An 18786-nucleotide genomic window follows, 5' to 3' on the forward strand; every position below is an offset into this window, starting at 1 on the left:
AAACTCCTGTAGGGAGAGAAAGGGGTCAGGCGGTGAGGGCGGCAATCTGCTGCTCTGCGCCCGCGACGGCGGCCGCGCGTTGGTCCGGGCCGATCGCGACGCCTTCGGCTGCGATGACCTCGATTCTTGTCACACCGATGAAACCGAGTGCCGTGCGCAGATAGGTTTCGGCATGTTCGAAGCTCTCGGTCGGCGTACCTGGGCCGTAGAAGCCGCCACGGGCGATGCCCAGGATGACGCGCTTCGCCCCGCACAGGCCTTCGGGGCGACCATCGGCACCGTAGCGAAAGGTCTGCCCGGCGATCAGGATGCGATCGACCCACGCCTTCAACTGGCTGGAGATGCCGAAATTATAGAACGCGGCGCCGATCACGACGGTTTCCGCTGCGAGAAATTCCTGCAGCACCGCGCCGCCGATCGCGAGATCGGCCTGCACCTCGGGAGCATGTTGGCCGGTAAGGTTTTGCGCCGCGAATAAAGTACCGCCCGACAAATGCGGGATCGGATCGGCCGCGAGATCGCGGTAGGTCACCGTCGTGCTTGCATCGACCGACTGCACTTGGGCGACGATGCCGGCCGACAGCGTGCGGCTGACCGAATTGGGGCCGAGAATGCTGGAATCGAGATGCAGAAGGTTCATGGTCGAGTCTCCAATGGTATTGCTTTGTGACCTAGGCTATATGAATGCCCGGATCATATTCGCCAAGGAGGCACATTTTTGAAACCCGAGCACATCGATGTAACCGCCGCACACGCGGCAGAGCCGCATCCGCATTTGCCGGGCGAGTGTCAGGCGGTCAGCTCGATCCTGTCGCGCGTCGGCGACAAATGGACCGTGCTGATCGTAATGATGCTGGCTGACGGCCCGCGCCGCTTCAACGAACTGAAACGCATGATCGGCGGCATTTCGCAGCGTATGCTCACGCTTACGTTACGCGGGCTCGAACGCGATGGCTTCGTCTCGCGCACGATGTTTCCGACAATTCCGCCGCGCGTGGATTACGAATTAACCCCGCTTGGTCACTCGCTACGCGGCCCGATCGAGGAACTCGGTAATTGGGCATTCGCGCATATTCCGGTCGTCGACCAGGCGCGGCGCGAATACGACATGCGGGAGCGCTGAGGCTTGGCGAAGCGATGGCCCACCCCAAGGCCGTAAAAGCGCGGCAAATTGACCGCGGTGGCGACGTAGCTGGCGGCCAACCGGGCGGTCGCCCCATCAGTAAGGAAAGCCGGGTCCCGCATAGACCGGCGCGACGAGCGCCGACTCTCGATCCACAGTGGCCCGGAGCTGAACTCGGATGGCCGCGCGCGCCGTGCTGAACGCGTCGGCACCGATCGTCTCCGATCCCGCATGAAGCGCACCGATAAGCGCTTCGAGCGCTGCCTTGAATTGGTCGTTCTGCTCGTTCAACCGGTCGAGCGACACGGCAGTCTCCGACCGGCCCTCACTCGCGGCAGCCGCTTCAGCAAAGGCGGCGGCAAGGGCGGGGGGGCGGTTTTCACCGACAATTTCTTCGAGCCGTGCGAAAAGCGCACGCTTTTCCGCCGAATCTTGCAGCAGCATGGCCGGCTCCTGCTGCAGGCGCAAGATGCTCAAGCGGATGAGAATCGAAGAACAGCGCGCCGCGCTGCAAGCGTGCTCCTCGGTCAAGTGCGGGAAGACGATCTCCTCCAGGTTCTCGATGACGCACAGTAGCGTGTCGGTGACGGATGGCTGCACGAATCCTCCTAAAAGCCAGCAACTTTGGCGAGTGACGGCATCGTCAAATAGGGGAGATAAGCGACCGACATCAGTTGCACGCGACGATCGATCCCGTTGACGACATATTCGCGTGCGCGCCCCTGCAGCACCGCGAACTGGCGAATCTTGTGCATGGCGGCGTAATAATCGAAGCGCGACCGCGTGATCCGTTCGCCGGTCAAGCTTTCGTAATAGTCGAGCATGGCGTCCACATTCCAGCACCAGCCGGTACTGCGGACCGCCATGACCATGTCGACGGCGGGGTCGCCCAGGCTGGCGGTCTCCCAGTCGCACATGGCGATGATCTCAGGCCGCTCCTCGTCCCATACTTCATCGCCGAGACCGCAATTCTCCTTGACGAGCGTGATGCGAGACGGCGGCTCGGGCGGCGATTCCTTCAACGACAGGATCAGTTCGAGCAGCGCGGGCTGGGGCGGCGCAGTGCTGCCGAGATAGTCGGCATACACTTCATCAAGAACGTCTCCGGCAACATCGGCAGGGGTGGCGGGCAAGCTCATGAAACTGTCGAGCCCGAGTGCGTGCCAGTCGAGCGCGTGGACCTGCGCCAACCGAGCGATCAGCTCTTTCGCCACCGCGATGCGCAGCCCGTCGTACGTTGGGTCGGGATCGTTGAGATGCCGTGGCTCCAGCACGCCGTCGACCCAGCCGCGGACCAAAAACGGGCGATCGCCATCGATCAGCCATTTGGGATCGGTCTCATAGGCCACATAGGGCGGCATCGGTAGGTCGGAAGCGGCGAGCGTGCGATAGACGTTCGCTTCATATTCGAGCGTGCGCGGCGCAAGGCTGCGATTGCCCGGGAGCGGCGTCCGCAGCACATAGCGCGCGCGCCGATCGCTGCCGTCCTCGCGCCACTGAACGGTGACGAACCAAGTCTCGCGCGAAAGGCCGGGAAAGGCGCGCCGCAGTCCCGCGATTTCAAGGTCGGTTGCAGCCGGCATGAGACGCTCGAACCAGCGTTGAAGCTTGCTCCCGTCGAGCTGGCGCAGCAGCATGCTCATCAGACCCTCCCTTCGCCATAGCGGTCATGCTGCGGAAGCAGGACGGCGATCCCTTCCCCGTGTCCCGGCGCGCCGTTCAGTGTCACGTCTAACTGCGCATGCATCATGCCGGGGCCCGCGAACGTGTGACGGCCGCTCTGGTCGACGATATTCGCGAGATCGCGCAGATCGTACGTCTCGCCCTCGACCGCCAATCCCCCGCGCCACGCGCCGAGCCCCTGCCGATCGCTCCAGCCGTCCATATAGCCGAAGCCCTGATAGACGAAACGGGCGGTCGGCCTGACCTCGATCTGCCACGTGCCGTCCGCATCATCCGCGAGCACGTAGGTGCCGCCCTGGAAGTCGCGCCCGCCCGGCCCGAAGCCGAGCTCATGCGTGATCGACCGCACCCGGACCTTGCCGCCGGCGCGGTCGTAAATGGTCCCGGCCATGAAGATTTGCTCGCCTGCCGCATTTTCCGACAGGTGCAGATGGCCATAATGATCCGGCGTCTCGAACAATGTTCCGATCGCGAGCGCCTCGTGCGCGCCGATGCCGCTGGCCATCGCTTGTCCGCGCCCGGCGGAGGGTCCGCCTACGCCTGGGCGCACCCCGAAAGAACGGTCCCGCGCGGTCGGCCAGCCATCTGGTCCGCTGTCGAAGCGTTCGCCGTCGATTTCAACCCAGCCGGTCGCGCGCGCGAGTTGAAACAGGCGCTGGTAATCTTTCTCCAGCCAGCCGCGATCACGGGTAAGATATTGCGCTTCGCCAAACAGCGGGCTCGTTGCGTCCAAGGTGAGATCGCAGGCAATGCGCTGCTCGTTGGTGGCGAGCGTCAGGCGATGCTGCCGCATCGGCGCAACGATCTCCATCCGCAACGGTCCGGCCCCCAATGGCAACCAATCAGGGCGCAAGCGGCGGGAAACCCTCAGGTTCGTCTGCTTGCCGCCGTGCGCCAACGAGACGAACCCGTCGGACACGTCCATATTTTTGTAGACGCCCAGGCCCGCAATGAGGCCGAAGCGGTTCTGCGGATCCCTGACCGAAAACCAGTAGCGATCGAAGAACCGCAGGTCGGACGTTCCCGCTTGATCGAAGGTGGCGCTGGTCTGGTGAAACGGATAATCGTCAAAGTCCAGCATGACACCCTTTCGATAACGAACTAGAAAGTCGTGCCACGCGGGCGAGACGATGCTCGCCGCGCGGGATAGCAGACGGTGCTGCCGACCTTGCAGTCAGCATGGGTTCGACCAAGCGAGCATCGTCAGTTCACGCCTCTTCTCATTTCGACGAGGACGTTTGCCATGCCCTTTGCCAGCGCAAAGGGCTTGTCGATATCTACGCTAACCGCCGACACGCCGTTCAACGCAAGGCATTGCTCCGCCAGTCGCTGCGCGAAGGTTTCGATCAGGGGTATGTGGGCTGCGGACAATGCTTCTGCCAACGCAACAATTTTACGATAGTCGACGGTTTGCCCAATTGTCTCGATGCGATCAGCGTACAGTCCTACTTCCACGGATACGATCAATGGCTGACGACGACCGATCTCGTCCGGATTGATGCCGACATCGGCGAGCAACGCAAGGTCGCGAACGCGAACCCTCGTTGTGCAGATGACCGCTGCGCGACTGACCTGCGCTTCATGTTTCAAGGATCGACCTCGCCGCCCGGACGGTGTTGGAGAGCAGGCACGCTATTGTCATTGGTCCGACGCCGCCGGGAACCGGCGTCACGGCTCTCGCATGATCCATTTCGTCGCTTGCGCAATCGCCCAAAAGGCGGGTTTTTCCGTCGTCCCCGACCACACGGGTTATCCCGACATCTATGACGACGGCACCGGGCTTGACCCAATTGCCCCGGACCAGGCCCACCGCTCCAGCGGCCGCCACCAGGATATCAGCATGACGCGTGATCTCCGCCAGGTTGCGCGTTGCGATATGCGTGACCGTCACCGTGCATTCCCGGTCGAGCAGCAGCAGTGCGAGTGGTTTCCCAACGACGTTCGACTTGCCGATTACGACGGCGTTCAGTCCGCGATAATCCGAGAATAGGCCGTCGAGCAGTGTTATACAGCCGAGCGGCGTGCACGGAATGAGCCCTCCGGTCCCGGTGGATAATCGGCCAACGTTGACGGGATGGAAGCCATCGACATCCTTGGCCGGATTGATCCGGTCGAGGATAAGCCCGGCGTCCAGCTCGCTCGGAAGCGGGAGTTGAACCAGGATCCCGTCGATCAACGGGTTCTGATTGAGCGCATCGATCAGGAGAATCAGATCGTTCTGATCGATATCGGGCGACAGCCGATGCTCGAATGAACTGATACCCACCTTGCGGCATTGCGTCATCTTGTTGCCGACATAGACTTCGCTTGCCGGGTCGTTGCCGACCAGAACGACCGCCAAGCCCGGTGGCCTTCCGTGCCGCGCAACGATTTCGGCGACGTCGGCCGAAACCGTCTCTCTCAAACTAGCGGCAACTGCCTTTCCATCGATAACGATCGCCATTCTCAGGATCGAAACACGACGGTGCGGGATTGGTTGAGAAACACCCTGCCCTCGAGATGCGCCAACACCGCTTCGGCAAGGACGCGACGCTCGATATCGCGGCCTTTGCGAACCATCTCCTCGGGCGTGTCGGCATGCGTGACCGGTTCGACATCCTGATGGATGATCGGGCCCTCGTCCAAATCGGCGGTAACATAATGCGCCGTTGCGCCGATCATCTTGACGCCGCGCCCGTGCGCTTGGTGGTAGGGTTTGGCGCCCTTGAAGCCCGGCAGGAAGGAATGATGGATATTGATGCATCGGCCCGACAGGAAGGTTGCGAGATCATCGGACAGGATCTGCATGTAGCGGGCAAGCACGACGAGATCTGCGCCGACCTCGTTCACGATCCGCTTTATCTCAGCTTCCTGCTGCGCCTTGGTATCCTTGGTCACTGGCAGATAATGGTAGGGAATGTCTTGTATCAATGACGATGTTATGGGTGTCGCCGGATGGTTCGATATGATCGCAACCACCTCCATTGGCAATTCGACCATACGATACCGATACAACAAGTCTCCCAGGCAATGGTCAAACTTGCTGACCATGAGGACGACCCGCTGCCGCTCCCGCAGGTCGCGGATGTTCCACTCCATATCGTTCCGCTGGGCGACGGCTTCGAAGCCGGCACGCAACGCATCCACCGTTCCGTCAGCACCGAGTCGAAAATTGACGCGCATGAAGAACCGATTATTGGCCGCATCGTCAAACTGTTGTGCCTCCAGAATATTGCAGCCCCGGTCCGCCAAATAGGTGGCGACCTGTGCGACCAGGCCGGGACGGTCGGCACATTGCAGACATAGTGTACAGTCAGTCGTCATGTCGAAATCCAGTAAAGTAGCGATGGATCAATGCGCTCGTGCATAGTCGGCGATCCACTGCGCGGTTTTTTCGAGGCCCCCAAAGGGATAGAAGTGCAGGCGAACCAGCCCGTGTTCGGGACCCAGACCGCGCTCGAGCTCATTCAGGAACTTGTCGGGGCCGGCGGAGCCCAGCAGACTTCCGATGGAAATGCCATATTTTGAAAGAACCGAGGTCGATGCGCCGACGCCGCAGCGGGCCGCGAAGCGCACCAGGGTCTTTATGCCGGCAGGACCGGGAACGCCCAGTCGTACCGGCGCATCAATCCCCTCACGCCGCAATTGGGCGAGCCAGGCAAGGGTATGGGGCGCGTCAAAAGCGAATTGCGTGACGATCAGGGGAGCCATGCCGCGCGCGGTGATCTCACTGCACTTTTCGCGCAATACCGCCAGGCATTGGGCCGGGGACATGTTGGGATGTCCCTCGGGATGTCCGGCGATCCCAATAACCTTGATCCCCGCTTGTTCGAATGCGCCTGTTCGAACCAGCGCCATACTGTCTGCATAAGGCCCCTCGGGCTGGGCGCTATCGCCCGCGATAACGAAACAGCGGCGGACCCCCGCTTCGCCGACCGCCGCATGCAGATATTCCAAGAAGTCGTGCTCGCTGGTGATGCGCCGCGCGGAAAAATGCGGCATCGGCTCGCAACCGAGCAAGCGGATTCGCTTGCATGCCGCGATCCGCATCTCCGCGCTTTCACCTGCCAGGAAGGTGACCGCGATCGGGATATCCTTCGGGATGAGCCCGGCGGCTTTATCGAGCGATTCGATATCCTTCGCGGTCATCTCCAGCGAAACGCCGTGAACGATATTCTCCTGTGGCAAATGCCAGCCTGGATGAATCATGGGAGCATTCATTTGCTGATCCTTCAAAAAGACCGACGCACTGCAACGACCGGGTGATCACCTCCCGCCCGCTGCCGGATCACGCCGGGGTGCGATCGCGCGATGCTGCACGGGCGGAAGCATCATGGCGGTGACGCTATTTGTAATAGACGTCACTGTAGGGAACGCGGCAGACCTTGGCCCTGATCGGTGTCTGAACATGCGTTTCGACATGGGCCTTGCCGGCACCGCCGTCCTCTTCGCCCCAGACGACGACGACTTCGTCGCCGACTTCGACAGCCGTATCGAGGGTAGCAAGCGAGAGCATCTTGCGTTCGTTGTAGGTGTACCCGGCGAAAGTTGAGAGCCCGGTCATCGTGTCGCCACTCAGAACCTTGTCATAGGGCCAGGTCGAAAAGCTGGTGACTGGAAATTCGAACCCTTTACCCGGCGTCCCTTTTTCGAAATGCGAGGCCATCACACCGAGCACGTCCTGGGCATTCCACTCGAGCGTGACCTTGCGCCGCTTGGGCTTGTCGGTGACCGCTTCCAACGCCTCGCGCCCGACGAAATCATGATCGAACGCGACCAGCCGCGTATAATCGAGGTCATGGGGCGTCAGATAAAAGTCGCTAATGTCGTTGGACGTGAAGCTGCCGCCCAATCCGCCGGTCGCTTCGAAACCATTCCCGGGCAACCACGACCGGTATTCTTTCAGCGCGTCGCCGGAGTAGATTGCGGGCAACGGTGCCGGAACCCAGCCCGATTCGAGCGCGGCGGAGCCGGGGGAACGCGAGCCGTTTGGCATCAGGCCGAATTCTTGGCCGGCCTCAAGCAACGCCGCGCGGATGCGCGCGGCATCGGCCCACGGACCGATGAGTTCCAAACCCTGCGAGCGCGCCATGCCATGCCCGAGCGCGATGACCTGCGTTCCGTCGATCACCAATTTCGTCGCGCGGAAAAACTTGATCTCCGGTATCTCACCGCCGCCACAGGCCTTGCGGAGCACGTCGAGCGCGCGCGGCCCCTGAAGCTGGTATCGATAAATCTCCGGGTGACCGGCAGGGTTCATCGCCGTGGGAGCGTCGCGCGAGAATTCGACATCGAAATCACCGGTGGCGATATTGAACTCGATCCAATTTGGCGCTGCTGCCGTGCCCGCCAGACGGATCGCCCCATCGTCGAGATATTCGGCGATAGCGTCGCCGATGAAAAAGCCGTCCGCATTGACGGCGACAAATTGCTTGGCGCGACCCGGCTTGAAGTTGGCCCACGAGTTGACGCCGAGATACGACACCAATCGCAGCGCGTCTGGACCGCGTAGCGTGATATCGTGCATGTGATGCGAAAGATCGAACATCGCACAGGAATCGCGCCAGCCGGTCTGCTCGTCGCGCCAGTTGGTATAATCGGCTCCGCCGATCGCTCCGACGTCGGTCCGTGCACGGGAATTCCGTAGCAGCGTGACCGCGCTCCCGGCCTGCTGAATTTTGTCTTCGAGGCTGTCAGTCATCCAAAGGCTCCTATTTTCATTACGGCATTAGTGCGTTTGCAGGCTCGGCTGCGATCTTAACACTAGGTATCAAGGCTCCCCCGACGCGCGCGATCAACCGGCGATCAGCACATCGCAGCCGGGCGAACGTGCGGAAAATGTGGGAAAGCAGGGTAAGGGTGCGGTGACGTGGCCCGCACGCATCGCGATGACCGGTAACGCGAGCCACCTTGGCCAAATGTCGTCGAAGCCATATGCCAGCGTCCTCACCCGTCGTCGCCGCGGCTGACTCGAAGCCGCGATCGTCAAGGCGTGTTACGCGAAGCACATATTGCTGTAAAGAAATATTGGAAATTCGGATCTATATTCTACGATACGGCTCACGATTGGCTCAACGGGTCGGGCACCCGCCGTGCGCGAAGGGGCTCAATCTGTCGGCGGCAGTAGGATGGTGTCGAAAAAGGCGGATAAATCCTCAACCGCGTCGAGCGGGAAAATACCGGCTACATATTGGTCGGGTCTCACGACCACGATGCAACCTGCACGGTTTATGCCGTGCACATCGAAAATGTCCCCCTGCTTGGCATCGACGCAGAACATCTTCTCATAGTCGCGCAGACCGTATTTTCCTTTCGAGGGTAGGAAAACCTCGGGCATCTGCTCCAGTACAAGACCACGATGCCGCTGTTGGAAGATCGCGTTGACGTCGATAAGGGAGTCGATGTCAGAGTGCGATGGCGTGTACCGCAATACCGGCGACGCCGGGGACGACGACAGATATTCGCTTAAAGCCGCTATCGACGAAGACCTATCGGCGGGATTGTCTTGGCCGCCGAACGCAAAGATGCGCCAGCGTGAGTCGGCCTTTGTGACATGGCCAAGGTGCATGGGCTTGGCGTCGCTCAGCCGCACCACCGGCGCGGAATGAAAGCGCGTCCCGATGAACAGCCCCTTTGCGAGGTGTTGATGACGTGCATCTCCGGTCAGCAGCGACGGACGGTAGTACGTCGCCGTTCCCGCGGTATAATGCCCGTGCTGCACGAAGTAGCGCTCGACGTCCGCCGGATCGATCCCTGCCCCGTCCGGATCGTTCGCGGCGCGATGTGGCGCACTTAGCATCGCCGCCCATTCTTGATCGAAATCGATCAATTCCTTGGCGATGGAGCGGCGCTCTCCCGAATAGCTGTGCAGCAGGGCCGGAGCGGTGCGGTCTCGAAGCACCGATACTAGCTTCCACCCAAGGTTGAAGGCGTCCTGCATGGAGACGTTCATCCCCTGCCCCGCCTTCGCGCTGTGCGTGTGGCACGCATCGCCGGCAATGAAGACACGCGGCGGGCGCGTATCCCGTTCTGCGGGGGGCACATCGTCGAAAGTGTCGCACAGGCGTTGCCCGATCTCATACACCGACCACCAGGCAACCTCCTTCACCACAAGCTGATAGGGATCGAGAATCCGTTTCGCCGCGGCGATCAGCGTTTCGAGCGTGATGTTGCAGTTTGTGACGCGTTCGCCCTCGGGAAGCTTGTCCAGTTCGACGTACAGACGCGCGAGATAGCCGCCTTCGCGCGGAATCAGGACGATCGTCCCTTGATCCGCAGATTGGATCACCGCCTTCAGGCGAATATCCGGGAAATCGGTGACCGCCAGTAAGTCCATGACGCCCCACGCCTGGTTTGCCGAATCGCCGCGCAGTTCCAAACCGAGTTCCCGGCGCACCGCGCTGCGCGCGCCATCGCAGCCGACCACATAGTTCGCCCGAATCGTCGCGATCTGCGACTCCTTGCCAGCTTCGGTTCGCTCCAGTTGAACGGTGACGGGGAACTTGGTTGCCTCCTGGTCGATCTCCAGCCCCACCAGCCGGCAGCCATAATGCGGGAGCATTTGGTCGGCGAGCGCCGCATCACGTCCAAATACAGGTCCTGCACACGCGCCTGGTTCAAGATGACGTGCGGAAATTCCGAAAGACCTTCCTCGACATCGTCGACACGCCCTGTCCAGACAATCGAGTTAGGCGCGGCATCGTCCGGTCGCCAGAAGCTGGTTTCATTGATCCAATGGCCTTCCTTCATCACCCGTTCGGCGAAACCGAAGGCGTTGAACATTTCCATCGTGCGACACGCGATGCCGTCGGCCTGGCCGCGCAGCAACCGTCCGGCTTTCTGCTCGATGATGCAGGTGGTGATGTCGGGAAAAGCGGAAAGCTGCGCGGCCAGCGTCAATCCCGCAGGTCCGCAACCGACGACCAGGATATCGACATTCGCCGGCATTTCGCCTGCGGCACCTTCCGAATATTCGCGTTCGTCCGCATCGTGGAGTTCAGGATCGCCAGGCTGATACCCATTCAGGTGAAACTGCACGATCCTGCTTCATTTTCTCAAACATGCATAATTCCTACATTATCGGAATATCGCCGTAAATAAAGGGACCGATCGGACGCAGTGCAATCTACAAGCCCTCCGGCTAACCGTGCAAGGCTGAGCTTACGGCCACACCAGCGTCGCGCACGGCTCGCACTGTCGCATCAAGGTACTGCGGATGCTGCGCGAAGACGTGATGCCGCACGACCAAGCTGATGCTGTCGATGACCTGGCCGTCCGGGCGGAAGATCGGCGCGGCGATACCCAGGACGCCCGCATCGATTTCGCCTTGAGACACCAAGACCCCGGGCCGGGCGAGCTGCCGCATCGTTTTTCGAAAATCGCCCCAGTTCTCCCCCAATCCCGCGGCGGCGATCGCCGAGGGATCGGCATCATAGAAGCGACGTAGCGGCCGAAGTGGCATGTTCGCCAAGATGATCTTGGACGCCGCCCCCCCGCGTGAACGGCATGAGCCGGCCGCGTTCGTAACTGGTTTCAAGGCCTAGCGGGCGCGACATCGCCTGATCGACGCACATCACCTTCAGTCGATAGACACGGCACAACAACCCGATCGCTTTGCAATCGACCGAACAAATCAGCGAACGGAGCGGTTCATCGGCGGCGTGGATGAGCGGATCAAAACGACGCGTAACGCGGTCGAGCGCGATCACTGCCGGCCCGATCATGTATTTGGCCGCTGCGCCTGCGATCAGCAGATCGGCCTGGACCAAGCTGCCGACATATTGATACACCGTACTGCTCGAAAGCCCTAGTTCGGTAGCAATCGCCTCCACCGTCCATTCCGGGTGCTCGATCGTAAACAAACCCAAGATCGAAAGAACGCGATCGGCCGTTGCCATATAACCCATCCCGATCTGCTGCGAGGCCATCGAACCCCATTCGGCATGCCTGATAAAACGAGCCACACTGAAACGCCCGATCGCCGAACGCGCCACCCTTCATCGGTTTCACCCGTCTCGCAAATACGCGAGATTCCTCCCATATGCGCGATCGTCTGGTCCGGCAAACAAAGCTGCTGCGCGGCGCTTGCGGTCGGACGCTCGGATAAGTCGACTGTCCAGGAGTGCGCAACGATGTCCGAAAAAGAACAGATCGACGGCGTGGCCCGGCTCCTCGCCGAAGCCGAAATCGCCCGCTTCGTAGTGCGGTATGCGGCGCTGAACGATACCAGCGATTTTGCGGCACTGGCCGCATTGTTTACCGAACACGGTGTCCTCGTCCGGCCATCGGACGGACAGTCAATCACCGGGCGGGCGGCCATCCTGGATTCCTTCTTCGCCAGACCACCGCGCCATTCGCGCCATCTTAGCAGCAACATCCTCGTCGATTTTGCGGGATCGAACGCGGCAAGCGTGCGCAGCAATATGCTGCTCTACACCGCGCCGTCGGGCCCCCTGCCGGCTGTGGCAGCGTCGCCGGCGCTGCATGGCGGGTTCGAAGATCGCCTCGTCCGCACGGTCAAGGGCTGACGCTTCGCCGAACGTCGCGGCTGGATCGATTTCAGGATTGCCGCGCAATAAGGAGCGACCGCCGCGCCTGCGTGTCCAGTTGACAAACCGACCGCGGCGCGTCGACACACTGCTGATGGATATGCCCCTCATGAATACGATCAAGGAGATGATCCTTTCAGGCGCGCTGAAACCCGGCGAACGCGTAACCGAGGCGGGCTTGGCCGAGCAACTTGCCGTATCGAGAACGCCGGTGCGCAACATCATGCCGCGCCTTGCCGCCGAAGGCTATCTCGAGGCGGTCGGACGGCGCGGCTATCGCATCAAGACCTTCGGCGAAAGCGAGAGTCTGGAAGCACTCGATTTGCGCGCCTTGCTGGAGGGTCACGCCGCCAGGATGGTCGCCTCGGCAGGTGCATCCACGGCAGTCCTCACCGAGCTCGACGCCTGCCTCGCCTTCGGGGATCGGCTGTTCGAAAAGCGGAGCCTCGATCGCGAAGACGAACATCAATATGGCGTGATGAACGGCCGCTTCCACAAGATCGTTATCGACGCCTGCGGATCGCCAACGCTGCAGGCCTTCATCGAACGGCTCAATCGCGTGCCGTTCGTGGCACCGTCGGTGATCCTGTTCGATCGCATCGGGCTCGACCGCGCGTTCGATCTGCTATTCCGCGCGCACGGCGTGCATCATGCCATCGTCGAGGCAATTCGCCAGGGCGATGGCCACCGCGCCGAGGCGTTGTTTCGCGAACACGCCCACCAGCAGCGGATCAGCATGTTCTCGCGCCGGCCCGCTATGGGCGGCAACGCCGGCCGGCCAGCGCGCGCGCGCGCGAAACGACCCTCCGCCTCCGATCAGCCCGCGGCGCCCGAATAAGCGCCGCGCGGTCAGGCGGCGACGGTTTCGCCGACAAATTCGCGCTGCACCACCGCCCAGCGCCGCCCGGTCTCGGTTCCGCCTTCCCGGTAGGAATCGGGCAGGCTGGTGTAGGGCGGGCGCGTCGGGCCGGGATCGATCAGACCGGCGGCGGCGAAGCGCAAATGGCCGATCGGGATGCTGTAGTTCATGAACGCTGCGAGATCGCCGCCTACCATCATCGCCTCCGTCGCCCAGGAGCAGCGCGCGGTGATCCGCGCGGCATCGTCCCAGTCACGTGCCGCGATGGCTTTGGCCAGAGCGACGAGCGGTGCGGGCGCGCAGGCGGTATGGCCCGACCATGCGGCAGTAACCAAATCGGGCTGCTTCCGGGCTGCATCGAGCCAATGGTCGTTGACCGGCAGGATGCGTAGCGAATCGCCGACCGCCGCGACATCGCTGTCGAGTGCCGGGCCACCGACATGCTTTGCGGCGACGACCTCGGGAATTTTCGCCAAAGCGATATAGGCGTCCTGATCGATCTTGCCCTTGAAGGCGACCGGGTTGTCATAGACGATCTGCGGCACGCCCGGCATCGCCTCGGCGAGGTCGCGGTGGAACTCGACGATCTGCTGTTGCGTCATCGCCAGCCACATCGGGCGCCCGATGAACAGGCCATCGGCACCTGCCGCCAGCAAGGCCTTGCTGCGGGTGATCGTATCACGCGTGTTCAGCGTGCCGACTCCGGCGAAGAAGGGCACCCGCCCGGCGATCGTCTGTGCCACACAGGCGGTGAAGGTGATATGCTCGTCGGCCGTCAGCGTCGCGCATTCGCCAAAGGTGCCGTTGGTCAGTACGATGTCGATTCCGGCATCGACGACGATGCGGATCATCTTCTCGGTTTCGGGCAAGTTAAGCGAGTCGACCGTGCTCCATTTGTCGCCATCGGGCGAGGCGGGCGTAGGCACGATGCCGACCATGCCGTTAATGTCTGCTGGATGAATGCGCATGGGATAGTCTCCGGATCAACTCAGGATCAATGGGGTGGATGCGTCTTGGCGCGCGCCGCTTCGCGCCAGACCGACCAAGGCCGGTCGATCTGCCCCTCATTGGCAGCGTCCGCCGCGGCAGCCTCCTGCTCGGTCAGGAAGGTAATCGGGCCGAGCGGCAGCGCCGCGAGTTGCAATCGCGCGTTCAGCTCCGTGTAGATCGCGCGGAACGCGGCGATGCGTACGGTGGACCCCACTGCGGTCATACCGTGCCCGCGCATCAGGATGACGGCGGCCGATCCCAGGCTTTCGGCCAATGTCCGCGCGAGCGTGCGATTGCGGATCAACATATCGCTCGCCGCGCCGGCGTGGTCGCGAATTTCGAACACGGGTGCGCCCACCCCAAGAAAGCCGCAGGTATGGCAGATCGGCTGCAACCGCGTCGTCGACGCGACGCCGAACGGAATGATCGACGGAGCGTGCGAATGGACGATGCCGTGCACATCGGGCCGTGCGCGATAGATCTCGCCGTGGATGAAGCGTTCGAGATACGGGCGCGGCGCGTCGGCCTCAAGCGCCTCGGAATCGAGATCATATTCGACGATGTCGGCGGCGGTGACTTGCGCCGGGGCGAGATTGCGCGCCAGCAGGAAGCGGTCCGTGCCGCTGCGCGTGCTGACATGCCCGAACGCATCGAAGATGCCCTTGTCGGCCAGGATATGGTTCGCGTCCACCAGGTCCGCAACAATCTGCCGATCGGTCATCGGTGCGCGCCTGCAAGGCGCACGCGCGCCGATCCATGCTCAGCCGGGACGAGCCACGCCTCCAAGGCTGCGTTGACCGCTTCGGGGGCCTCGACCGGCGCCATGTGCCCGCAACTGGGAAACACGACATAGCTTGCGCCCGGGATGGCAGCGGCGATCGCTTCGTGCTGGCTGGGCGGGCTCCAGTCGTCCTCGGCACCAACCGCAATTAGCGTCGGACAATGGATGTCCGACAACCACGCTACCGCATCGGGCCGCGACAGAAGCGCCGCGATCTGCGCCTTGAAACGGGTTGGGGTCATGCGCTCGACCATGGCGAACAACGGATCCATCAGCGCCGCATCGGCATGGTGCAACGGATGAACCATCGGCGGTAGCCAGCGCTCGGCCAGCGCCCGCATTCCCCGCTGCTGAGCCAGATCGAGCAAGGCCGTGCGCGCGTCCGCTTCGCCTGCGCGGACACCGTGCGTCCCGGTGTCGAGCAAGGCGAGGCGCGCGACCCGGTCGGGTGCTGCCCGAACGATCGCCAAAGCGACCCGCGCGCCCATCGAATGGCCCCCCAGGGCGAACCGATCGGGAGCCTCGTCGAGAACGCGCGCGGCCATCGCCTCGAACGTCTCGAGCTGACCCCAATCGGGAACTCGCACATCGTAGCGCGTCCCGAAAGCGGCGATCTGCGATGCCCATACGGTCGCATCGCACAACAGCCCCGGGAGCAGATAGAGAACGGGACGATTCATCGCGATTCGGGCACCCGGCGGGTCTGCATGAACGCTTCGAAGCTTTCGCCGCGCATGATCGCATAGACTTCGAGATTGGTTTGCTTAACCACGCGCGCCCATTTCTCGAGGACGAAGAAATTCACGCCATATTGCACGATACCGAGCCAGTCGCGCGCGCGGACCAGCGCCTTTTCCTGGCCGTTGAGGCCAGCGGCGACCATCGCGGCTTCCTCGTCGGCATGAAAAGCGGCGCGCGCCTCGGCGTGGATCATGTCCCAGAAAAACCGGTTGAACGCGAGCGTCCGGTTGCACGTGCGAAGATCGAACGGATAGGTGCCGGCGATCATTTCGATCCCGTCGAGCTGCGGATTGGACATTCCGCTCACGCCGCTTCCAGCGCCGCTTGCGTCGCCTCGGCCGCGGTGGCGACTTCTTCATAGAGCACGACCGTCATCGCTGTCGTCGTGGCGAGATAATAATTGCGGTGCAGCTCGCGCAAATGCGGGCCCATCGCGCCGCGCATCGCCAGCCACATGATCTGCTCGACGCTTTCGGCCCCACCGCGCCGGACATAATCGGCATGGGTCAGCGCGGTCAGCGCCTCCGGGTCGGTGCGCAGCAATTCGAGGAATTCGGCATCCCACTCGACATTGTTGAATCCCGTGCGCTCGCCGTGAATCTGGTGCGACAATCCGCCGGTACCGACGACGACCACGTCGAGATCCTCCGGATAGCTTTCGATCGCGCGGCGCACGGCCTGGCCCAGCCGATAGCAGCGGCGCGCGGTCGGCAGCGGATATTGCAGCACGTTGATCGCGATCGGTACCAGCGCGCCAGGCCAATCGGGTTCGTGCGGCCATAGCAACGGCAGCGGCGAGGCGATGCCATGATCGATCGGCTTGTTCTGCAGAAACGTCAGGTCGAATTCGTCGTTGACGAGCGACTCGCCGATATGCACCTGCAAGTCGAGATGGCCTTTCAGATCGGGCAGGTTGCGCAGGCCCGCCCCTTCATCGGCCACCTGAAACCGCTCGCCGACGCTCAGCGCAAAGGTCGGGTACGCATCGAAGAACAGAGTCGTTGCGTGATCGTTATAGAAAAACACCAGCACATCGGGCTTTTTTTCGGCAAGCCAATGCGCGACCGGCTTGTATCCCTCGAACAAGGGTGCCCAGGCCGGGTCCTCTTGGCGACCCTTGTCATAGGCGACGCCGATCGTGGGTACGTGCGAGGTTCCGATCGCCCCGATGATCCGTGCCATATTCAACCTTTCTGCGACATTGCTCATTCCTCATCATGGGACTGAGCTGCCAAATTACGGAATCACGCCTCGGCGGGGACCCGGATGCGCTCCGGCGCCAAAATCGTGTCGAACACATCGTTGAGCGCTGCATACGGATTCTCGGCCATTTCGGTCGCCCGCCACGCGATGAATCGATCGGGGCGGACCAGGATGGCGCCTTCGGGACCATGCTCGCGCGCGCGCCCCCAGGCCCCACGCAGATCGAGCCAATCACCGGCCGTGCCGCCGATCACGATGGCATCGAGCGCAATCCCGCGTTCTTGCGCGATCCGCTCCGCAGCATCGCGCCAGCCTTGTCCTTGCTCTCCCGCAATCAGCACCAGCTTGCCGCGCGCGACGATATCCCCCAGCGCTATCCGGCCGACCAGCGTGTCGACCCAGATATCGGGGATCGAGCAACCGGGGCGCGTGCTGGGGTGAAAGGGCTCCAGTGGATCATGCGACCAGCGGCTTGGCGTCCCATCGGGCATCAGCGCACCCGTCTCATAGCTATAACCAAAGCCGACATTGAGGCTGCTATAGTTCGGGAGGATACCGACCACCGCGTTGGCCAGCTCCTTGCGCGTCGCATCGCCTTCGGCATCCTCTTGCCACACCCGGCGAACATTGGACCAATTCTGTTCGGGCGTGTTCTTCGGCGAGAAGCCGATCGCCATCATCATGCCGCGCTGTTTTTCCCAGCCACCGAACGACGTCGCGACGATATGCTGGGCGAGCGGCCGACGTTCCGCCTCGTAACTATCGAGCAACGAGTCGCCTGCCGTTCCCTTGATGACCGCAGCCAGCTTCCAGGAGATGTTATAGGCGTCCTGGATCGCGGCGTTGAGACCGTGCCCGCCCGTCGGCGGATTGCGATGCGCGGCATCCCCCAGCATGAACGCGCGCCCGACGCGGTAGCGCGTCGCCACGACCGCATCGAGTGGCCAGCGATTGATGACGTGAACCGTGCAATCGAGGTCGGGAAGACCAAGGCAGTCCTTCATTGTCTGGATCGCCGTCGCGTCATCGAACAGCTTGTGATCGCCCTTGAGCGAGCCTAGATGCACCAACCACTCAGTCGTCTCCGCGCCCCATTTCTCCGGCCCCATCGGCACGAGCACGCAGGGCAGCGCCGCATCGGGGTTCAAGATGCTGCAAGTGAGCGCCTCGGTATCGCGGAACCAGGGTGAAAGATCGGCGCTGAAGTGGATCGACACGCTGGTCGCAACGCCGAGCTCGCCCTCCATCTCGACGCCGACCTGCGGCCCGACCACCCGCCCGCCGTCGCAGGCCAGCAGATACCGCGCGCGAACCTCATACGTGTCGCCGCTCGCGCGGTCCTCGATCGTCGCGACGATGCCATCCTCGACTTCCTCGAAGCGCAGGAAGTTGCGGTAGAAATGAATGTCCTCCGGCGCGAGTTCGTCGGCTTTCGCCTTCATCAACGGCTCGAGCTGGCTTTGCATCAGATTGGTGCCGAGCACGCTGCTAGCCGCGACCCAGTCGACGTCCTGACCGCCGCGACCCCATGCGCCGACGCGTACGATCGGACGGCCATGGTCCGGACCGGTGCCGCCGAAGCCGGCGTAAAACCCGGCATACCGCATATTCTCTTGCGGAGTAGAGTTCCTGCGGACCGCGTCCTCGATGCCGAGCTCGCGGAAAATCTCCATCGTCTTGATGGCGATGACGTGCGCCTTGGGCAGATTGGACGTTTTGTCGTATTTGCTGACGAGATGCGTCTTTATGCCATAGCTCGACAGCAGCATCGATGCAGCCAGTCCCGACGCACCGCCGCCGACGATCAAAACGTCACATTCGTTGGATGGAATCACGCGCCGCTCTCTCCCAATTCGCATCACCCGGTGCATCGCCGCTT

At 62.3% G+C, this 18786-nt stretch carries 21 protein-coding genes and 1 pseudogene; 3 read left to right on the forward strand and 19 right to left on the reverse strand.

Annotation, left to right across the window (positions count from 1 at the left end; translation table 11 throughout):
• Positions 1–25 precede the first annotated feature (25 nt).
• The gene (locus ABIB28_RS13880; protein ID WP_354288707.1) at positions 26–640 is read right to left on the reverse strand and encodes an FMN-dependent NADH-azoreductase; all 615 of its coding nucleotides are present in this window, start codon (positions 638–640) and stop codon (positions 26–28) included.
• A 78-nt stretch (positions 641–718) separates the two neighbouring features.
• Here ABIB28_RS13880 and ABIB28_RS13885 point away from each other — a divergent pair, with 78 nt between their 5' ends.
• Positions 719–1123 carry a winged helix-turn-helix transcriptional regulator gene (locus tag ABIB28_RS13885; protein ID WP_354288708.1) on the forward strand — a complete coding sequence of 135 codons (405 nt, stop codon included), beginning with the start codon at positions 719–721 and terminating at the stop codon, positions 1121–1123.
• 96 nt (positions 1124–1219) lie between these two features.
• On the opposite strand, the gene ABIB28_RS13890 is transcribed toward ABIB28_RS13885, so the two are convergent.
• The 12 genes and pseudogenes from ABIB28_RS13890 to ABIB28_RS13945 form a co-directional block, all read right to left on the reverse strand.
• On the reverse strand, positions 1220–1723 hold the full coding sequence (locus ABIB28_RS13890) for a hypothetical protein (protein WP_354288709.1): 504 nt from the start codon (positions 1721–1723) through the stop codon (positions 1220–1222).
• A gap of 8 nt (positions 1724–1731) precedes the next feature.
• Positions 1732–2766, reverse strand: a complete 1035-nt coding sequence (locus ABIB28_RS13895) for a phosphotransferase family protein (RefSeq protein ID WP_354288710.1) — start codon at positions 2764–2766, stop codon at positions 1732–1734.
• The gene (locus ABIB28_RS13900) at positions 2766–3887 is read right to left on the reverse strand and encodes an Rv3169 family protein (protein ID WP_354288711.1); all 1122 of its coding nucleotides are present in this window, start codon (positions 3885–3887) and stop codon (positions 2766–2768) included. Before ABIB28_RS13900 ends, ABIB28_RS13895 begins: the two co-directional genes overlap by 1 nt.
• Before the next feature lie 122 nt (positions 3888–4009).
• A complete protein-coding gene (locus tag ABIB28_RS13905; RefSeq protein ID WP_354288712.1) occupies positions 4010–4396 on the reverse strand; it encodes a dihydroneopterin aldolase in 387 nt (128 codons plus the stop codon).
• Positions 4386–5249: a bifunctional methylenetetrahydrofolate dehydrogenase/methenyltetrahydrofolate cyclohydrolase FolD gene (gene folD, locus ABIB28_RS13910; RefSeq protein ID WP_354288713.1), complete on the reverse strand. Its 864-nt coding sequence runs from the start codon at positions 5247–5249 to the stop codon at positions 4386–4388. The genes ABIB28_RS13905 and folD overlap by 11 nt, the downstream gene beginning before the upstream one ends.
• 2 nt (positions 5250–5251) lie before the next feature.
• Positions 5252–6109, reverse strand: coding sequence for a formyltetrahydrofolate deformylase (purU, locus tag ABIB28_RS13915; RefSeq protein ID WP_354288714.1), 858 nt, complete (start codon positions 6107–6109; stop codon positions 5252–5254).
• 27 nt (positions 6110–6136) lie between these two features.
• On the reverse strand, positions 6137–7006 hold the full coding sequence (locus ABIB28_RS13920) for a methylenetetrahydrofolate reductase (RefSeq protein ID WP_354288715.1): 870 nt from the start codon (positions 7004–7006) through the stop codon (positions 6137–6139).
• 124 nt (positions 7007–7130) lie between these two features.
• Positions 7131–8486 carry an aminomethyl transferase family protein gene (locus ABIB28_RS13925; protein WP_354288716.1) on the reverse strand — a complete coding sequence of 452 codons (1356 nt, stop codon included), beginning with the start codon at positions 8484–8486 and terminating at the stop codon, positions 7131–7133.
• 405 nt (positions 8487–8891) lie between these two features.
• Entirely contained in the window at positions 8892–10346 is a 1455-nt protein-coding gene (locus tag ABIB28_RS13930; protein WP_354288717.1) for an FAD-dependent monooxygenase, read from the reverse strand.
• Positions 10347–10549: 203 nt separating this feature from the next.
• A pseudogene (locus ABIB28_RS13935) lies at positions 10550–10732 on the reverse strand (FAD-dependent monooxygenase); the annotation flags it as partial.
• Positions 10733–10925: 193 nt separating this feature from the next.
• Positions 10926–11246 carry an IclR family transcriptional regulator domain-containing protein gene (locus ABIB28_RS13940; RefSeq protein WP_354288788.1) on the reverse strand — a complete coding sequence of 107 codons (321 nt, stop codon included), beginning with the start codon at positions 11244–11246 and terminating at the stop codon, positions 10926–10928.
• Positions 11215–11778, reverse strand: a complete 564-nt coding sequence (locus tag ABIB28_RS13945; protein ID WP_354288718.1) for a helix-turn-helix domain-containing protein — start codon at positions 11776–11778, stop codon at positions 11215–11217. The genes ABIB28_RS13940 and ABIB28_RS13945 overlap by 32 nt, the downstream gene beginning before the upstream one ends.
• Positions 11779–11916: 138 nt before the next feature.
• Here ABIB28_RS13945 and ABIB28_RS13950 point away from each other — a divergent pair, with 138 nt between their 5' ends.
• Both ABIB28_RS13950 and ABIB28_RS13955 read left to right on the forward strand, forming a co-directional pair.
• Positions 11917–12312, forward strand: coding sequence for a nuclear transport factor 2 family protein (locus tag ABIB28_RS13950; protein ID WP_354288719.1), 396 nt, complete (start codon positions 11917–11919; stop codon positions 12310–12312).
• 115 nt (positions 12313–12427) lie between these two features.
• Positions 12428–13171: a GntR family transcriptional regulator gene (locus ABIB28_RS13955; RefSeq protein ID WP_354288720.1), complete on the forward strand. Its 744-nt coding sequence runs from the start codon at positions 12428–12430 to the stop codon at positions 13169–13171.
• Between the two features lie 11 nt (positions 13172–13182).
• Here the strand turns inward: ABIB28_RS13955 and ABIB28_RS13960 are convergent, their stop codons facing one another.
• From ABIB28_RS13960 to ABIB28_RS13985, 6 genes are all read right to left on the reverse strand, one after another.
• Positions 13183–14160 (reverse strand): dihydrodipicolinate synthase family protein, encoded by a 978-nt coding sequence (locus tag ABIB28_RS13960; protein ID WP_354288721.1) that lies wholly within the window; start codon positions 14158–14160, stop codon positions 13183–13185.
• A 26-nt stretch (positions 14161–14186) separates the two neighbouring features.
• Entirely contained in the window at positions 14187–14903 is a 717-nt protein-coding gene (locus ABIB28_RS13965; RefSeq protein WP_354288722.1) for a class II aldolase/adducin family protein, read from the reverse strand.
• Positions 14900–15643, reverse strand: a complete 744-nt coding sequence (locus ABIB28_RS13970; RefSeq protein WP_354288723.1) for an alpha/beta fold hydrolase — start codon at positions 15641–15643, stop codon at positions 14900–14902. Before ABIB28_RS13970 ends, ABIB28_RS13965 begins: the two co-directional genes overlap by 4 nt.
• Entirely contained in the window at positions 15640–16002 is a 363-nt protein-coding gene (locus ABIB28_RS13975; RefSeq protein ID WP_354288789.1) for a hypothetical protein, read from the reverse strand. The genes ABIB28_RS13970 and ABIB28_RS13975 overlap by 4 nt, the downstream gene beginning before the upstream one ends.
• 5 nt (positions 16003–16007) lie before the next feature.
• Positions 16008–16886: a gallate dioxygenase gene (locus ABIB28_RS13980; protein WP_354288725.1), complete on the reverse strand. Its 879-nt coding sequence runs from the start codon at positions 16884–16886 to the stop codon at positions 16008–16010.
• A 62-nt stretch (positions 16887–16948) separates the two neighbouring features.
• Positions 16949–18742 (reverse strand): FAD-dependent monooxygenase, encoded by a 1794-nt coding sequence (locus ABIB28_RS13985; RefSeq protein ID WP_354288727.1) that lies wholly within the window; start codon positions 18740–18742, stop codon positions 16949–16951.
• Between the last annotated feature and the right edge of the window lie 44 nt (positions 18743–18786).

Source organism: Sphingomonas sp. UYEF23, assembly GCF_040546165.1.
Taxonomy (GTDB): Bacteria; Pseudomonadota; Alphaproteobacteria; order Sphingomonadales; family Sphingomonadaceae; genus Sphingomonas; species Sphingomonas glacialis.

Bases quoted from the DNA above. Each gene is read 5' to 3' on its own strand.
- ABIB28_RS13880 (WP_354288707.1), bottom strand. From the start codon at position 640: ATGAACCTTCTGCATCTCGATTCCAGCATTCTCGGCCCCAATTCGGTC.
- ABIB28_RS13895 (WP_354288710.1), bottom strand. From the start codon at position 2,766: ATGAGCATGCTGCTGCGCCAGCTCGACGGGAGCAAGCTTCAACGCTGG.
- ABIB28_RS13900 (WP_354288711.1), bottom strand. From the start codon at position 3,887: ATGCTGGACTTTGACGATTATCCGTTTCACCAGACCAGCGCCACCTTC.
- folD (WP_354288713.1), bottom strand. From the start codon at position 5,249: ATGGCGATCGTTATCGATGGAAAGGCAGTTGCCGCTAGTTTGAGAGAG.
- purU (WP_354288714.1), bottom strand. From the start codon at position 6,109: ATGACGACTGACTGTACACTATGTCTGCAATGTGCCGACCGTCCCGGC.
- ABIB28_RS13920 (WP_354288715.1), bottom strand. From the start codon at position 7,006: ATGAATGCTCCCATGATTCATCCAGGCTGGCATTTGCCACAGGAGAAT.
- ABIB28_RS13925 (WP_354288716.1), bottom strand. From the start codon at position 8,486: ATGACTGACAGCCTCGAAGACAAAATTCAGCAGGCCGGGAGCGCGGTC.
- ABIB28_RS13930 (WP_354288717.1), bottom strand. From the start codon at position 10,346: ATGCTCCCGCATTATGGCTGCCGGCTGGTGGGGCTGGAGATCGACCAG.
- ABIB28_RS13940 (WP_354288788.1), bottom strand. From the start codon at position 11,246: ATGCCACTTCGGCCGCTACGTCGCTTCTATGATGCCGATCCCTCGGCG.
- ABIB28_RS13950 (WP_354288719.1), top strand. From the start codon at position 11,917: ATGTCCGAAAAAGAACAGATCGACGGCGTGGCCCGGCTCCTCGCCGAA.
- ABIB28_RS13955 (WP_354288720.1), top strand. From the start codon at position 12,428: ATGGATATGCCCCTCATGAATACGATCAAGGAGATGATCCTTTCAGGC.
- ABIB28_RS13960 (WP_354288721.1), bottom strand. From the start codon at position 14,160: ATGCGCATTCATCCAGCAGACATTAACGGCATGGTCGGCATCGTGCCT.
- ABIB28_RS13965 (WP_354288722.1), bottom strand. From the start codon at position 14,903: ATGACCGATCGGCAGATTGTTGCGGACCTGGTGGACGCGAACCATATC.
- ABIB28_RS13970 (WP_354288723.1), bottom strand. From the start codon at position 15,643: ATGAATCGTCCCGTTCTCTATCTGCTCCCGGGGCTGTTGTGCGATGCG.
- ABIB28_RS13975 (WP_354288789.1), bottom strand. From the start codon at position 16,002: ATGTCCAATCCGCAGCTCGACGGGATCGAAATGATCGCCGGCACCTAT.
- ABIB28_RS13980 (WP_354288725.1), bottom strand. From the start codon at position 16,886: ATGGCACGGATCATCGGGGCGATCGGAACCTCGCACGTACCCACGATC.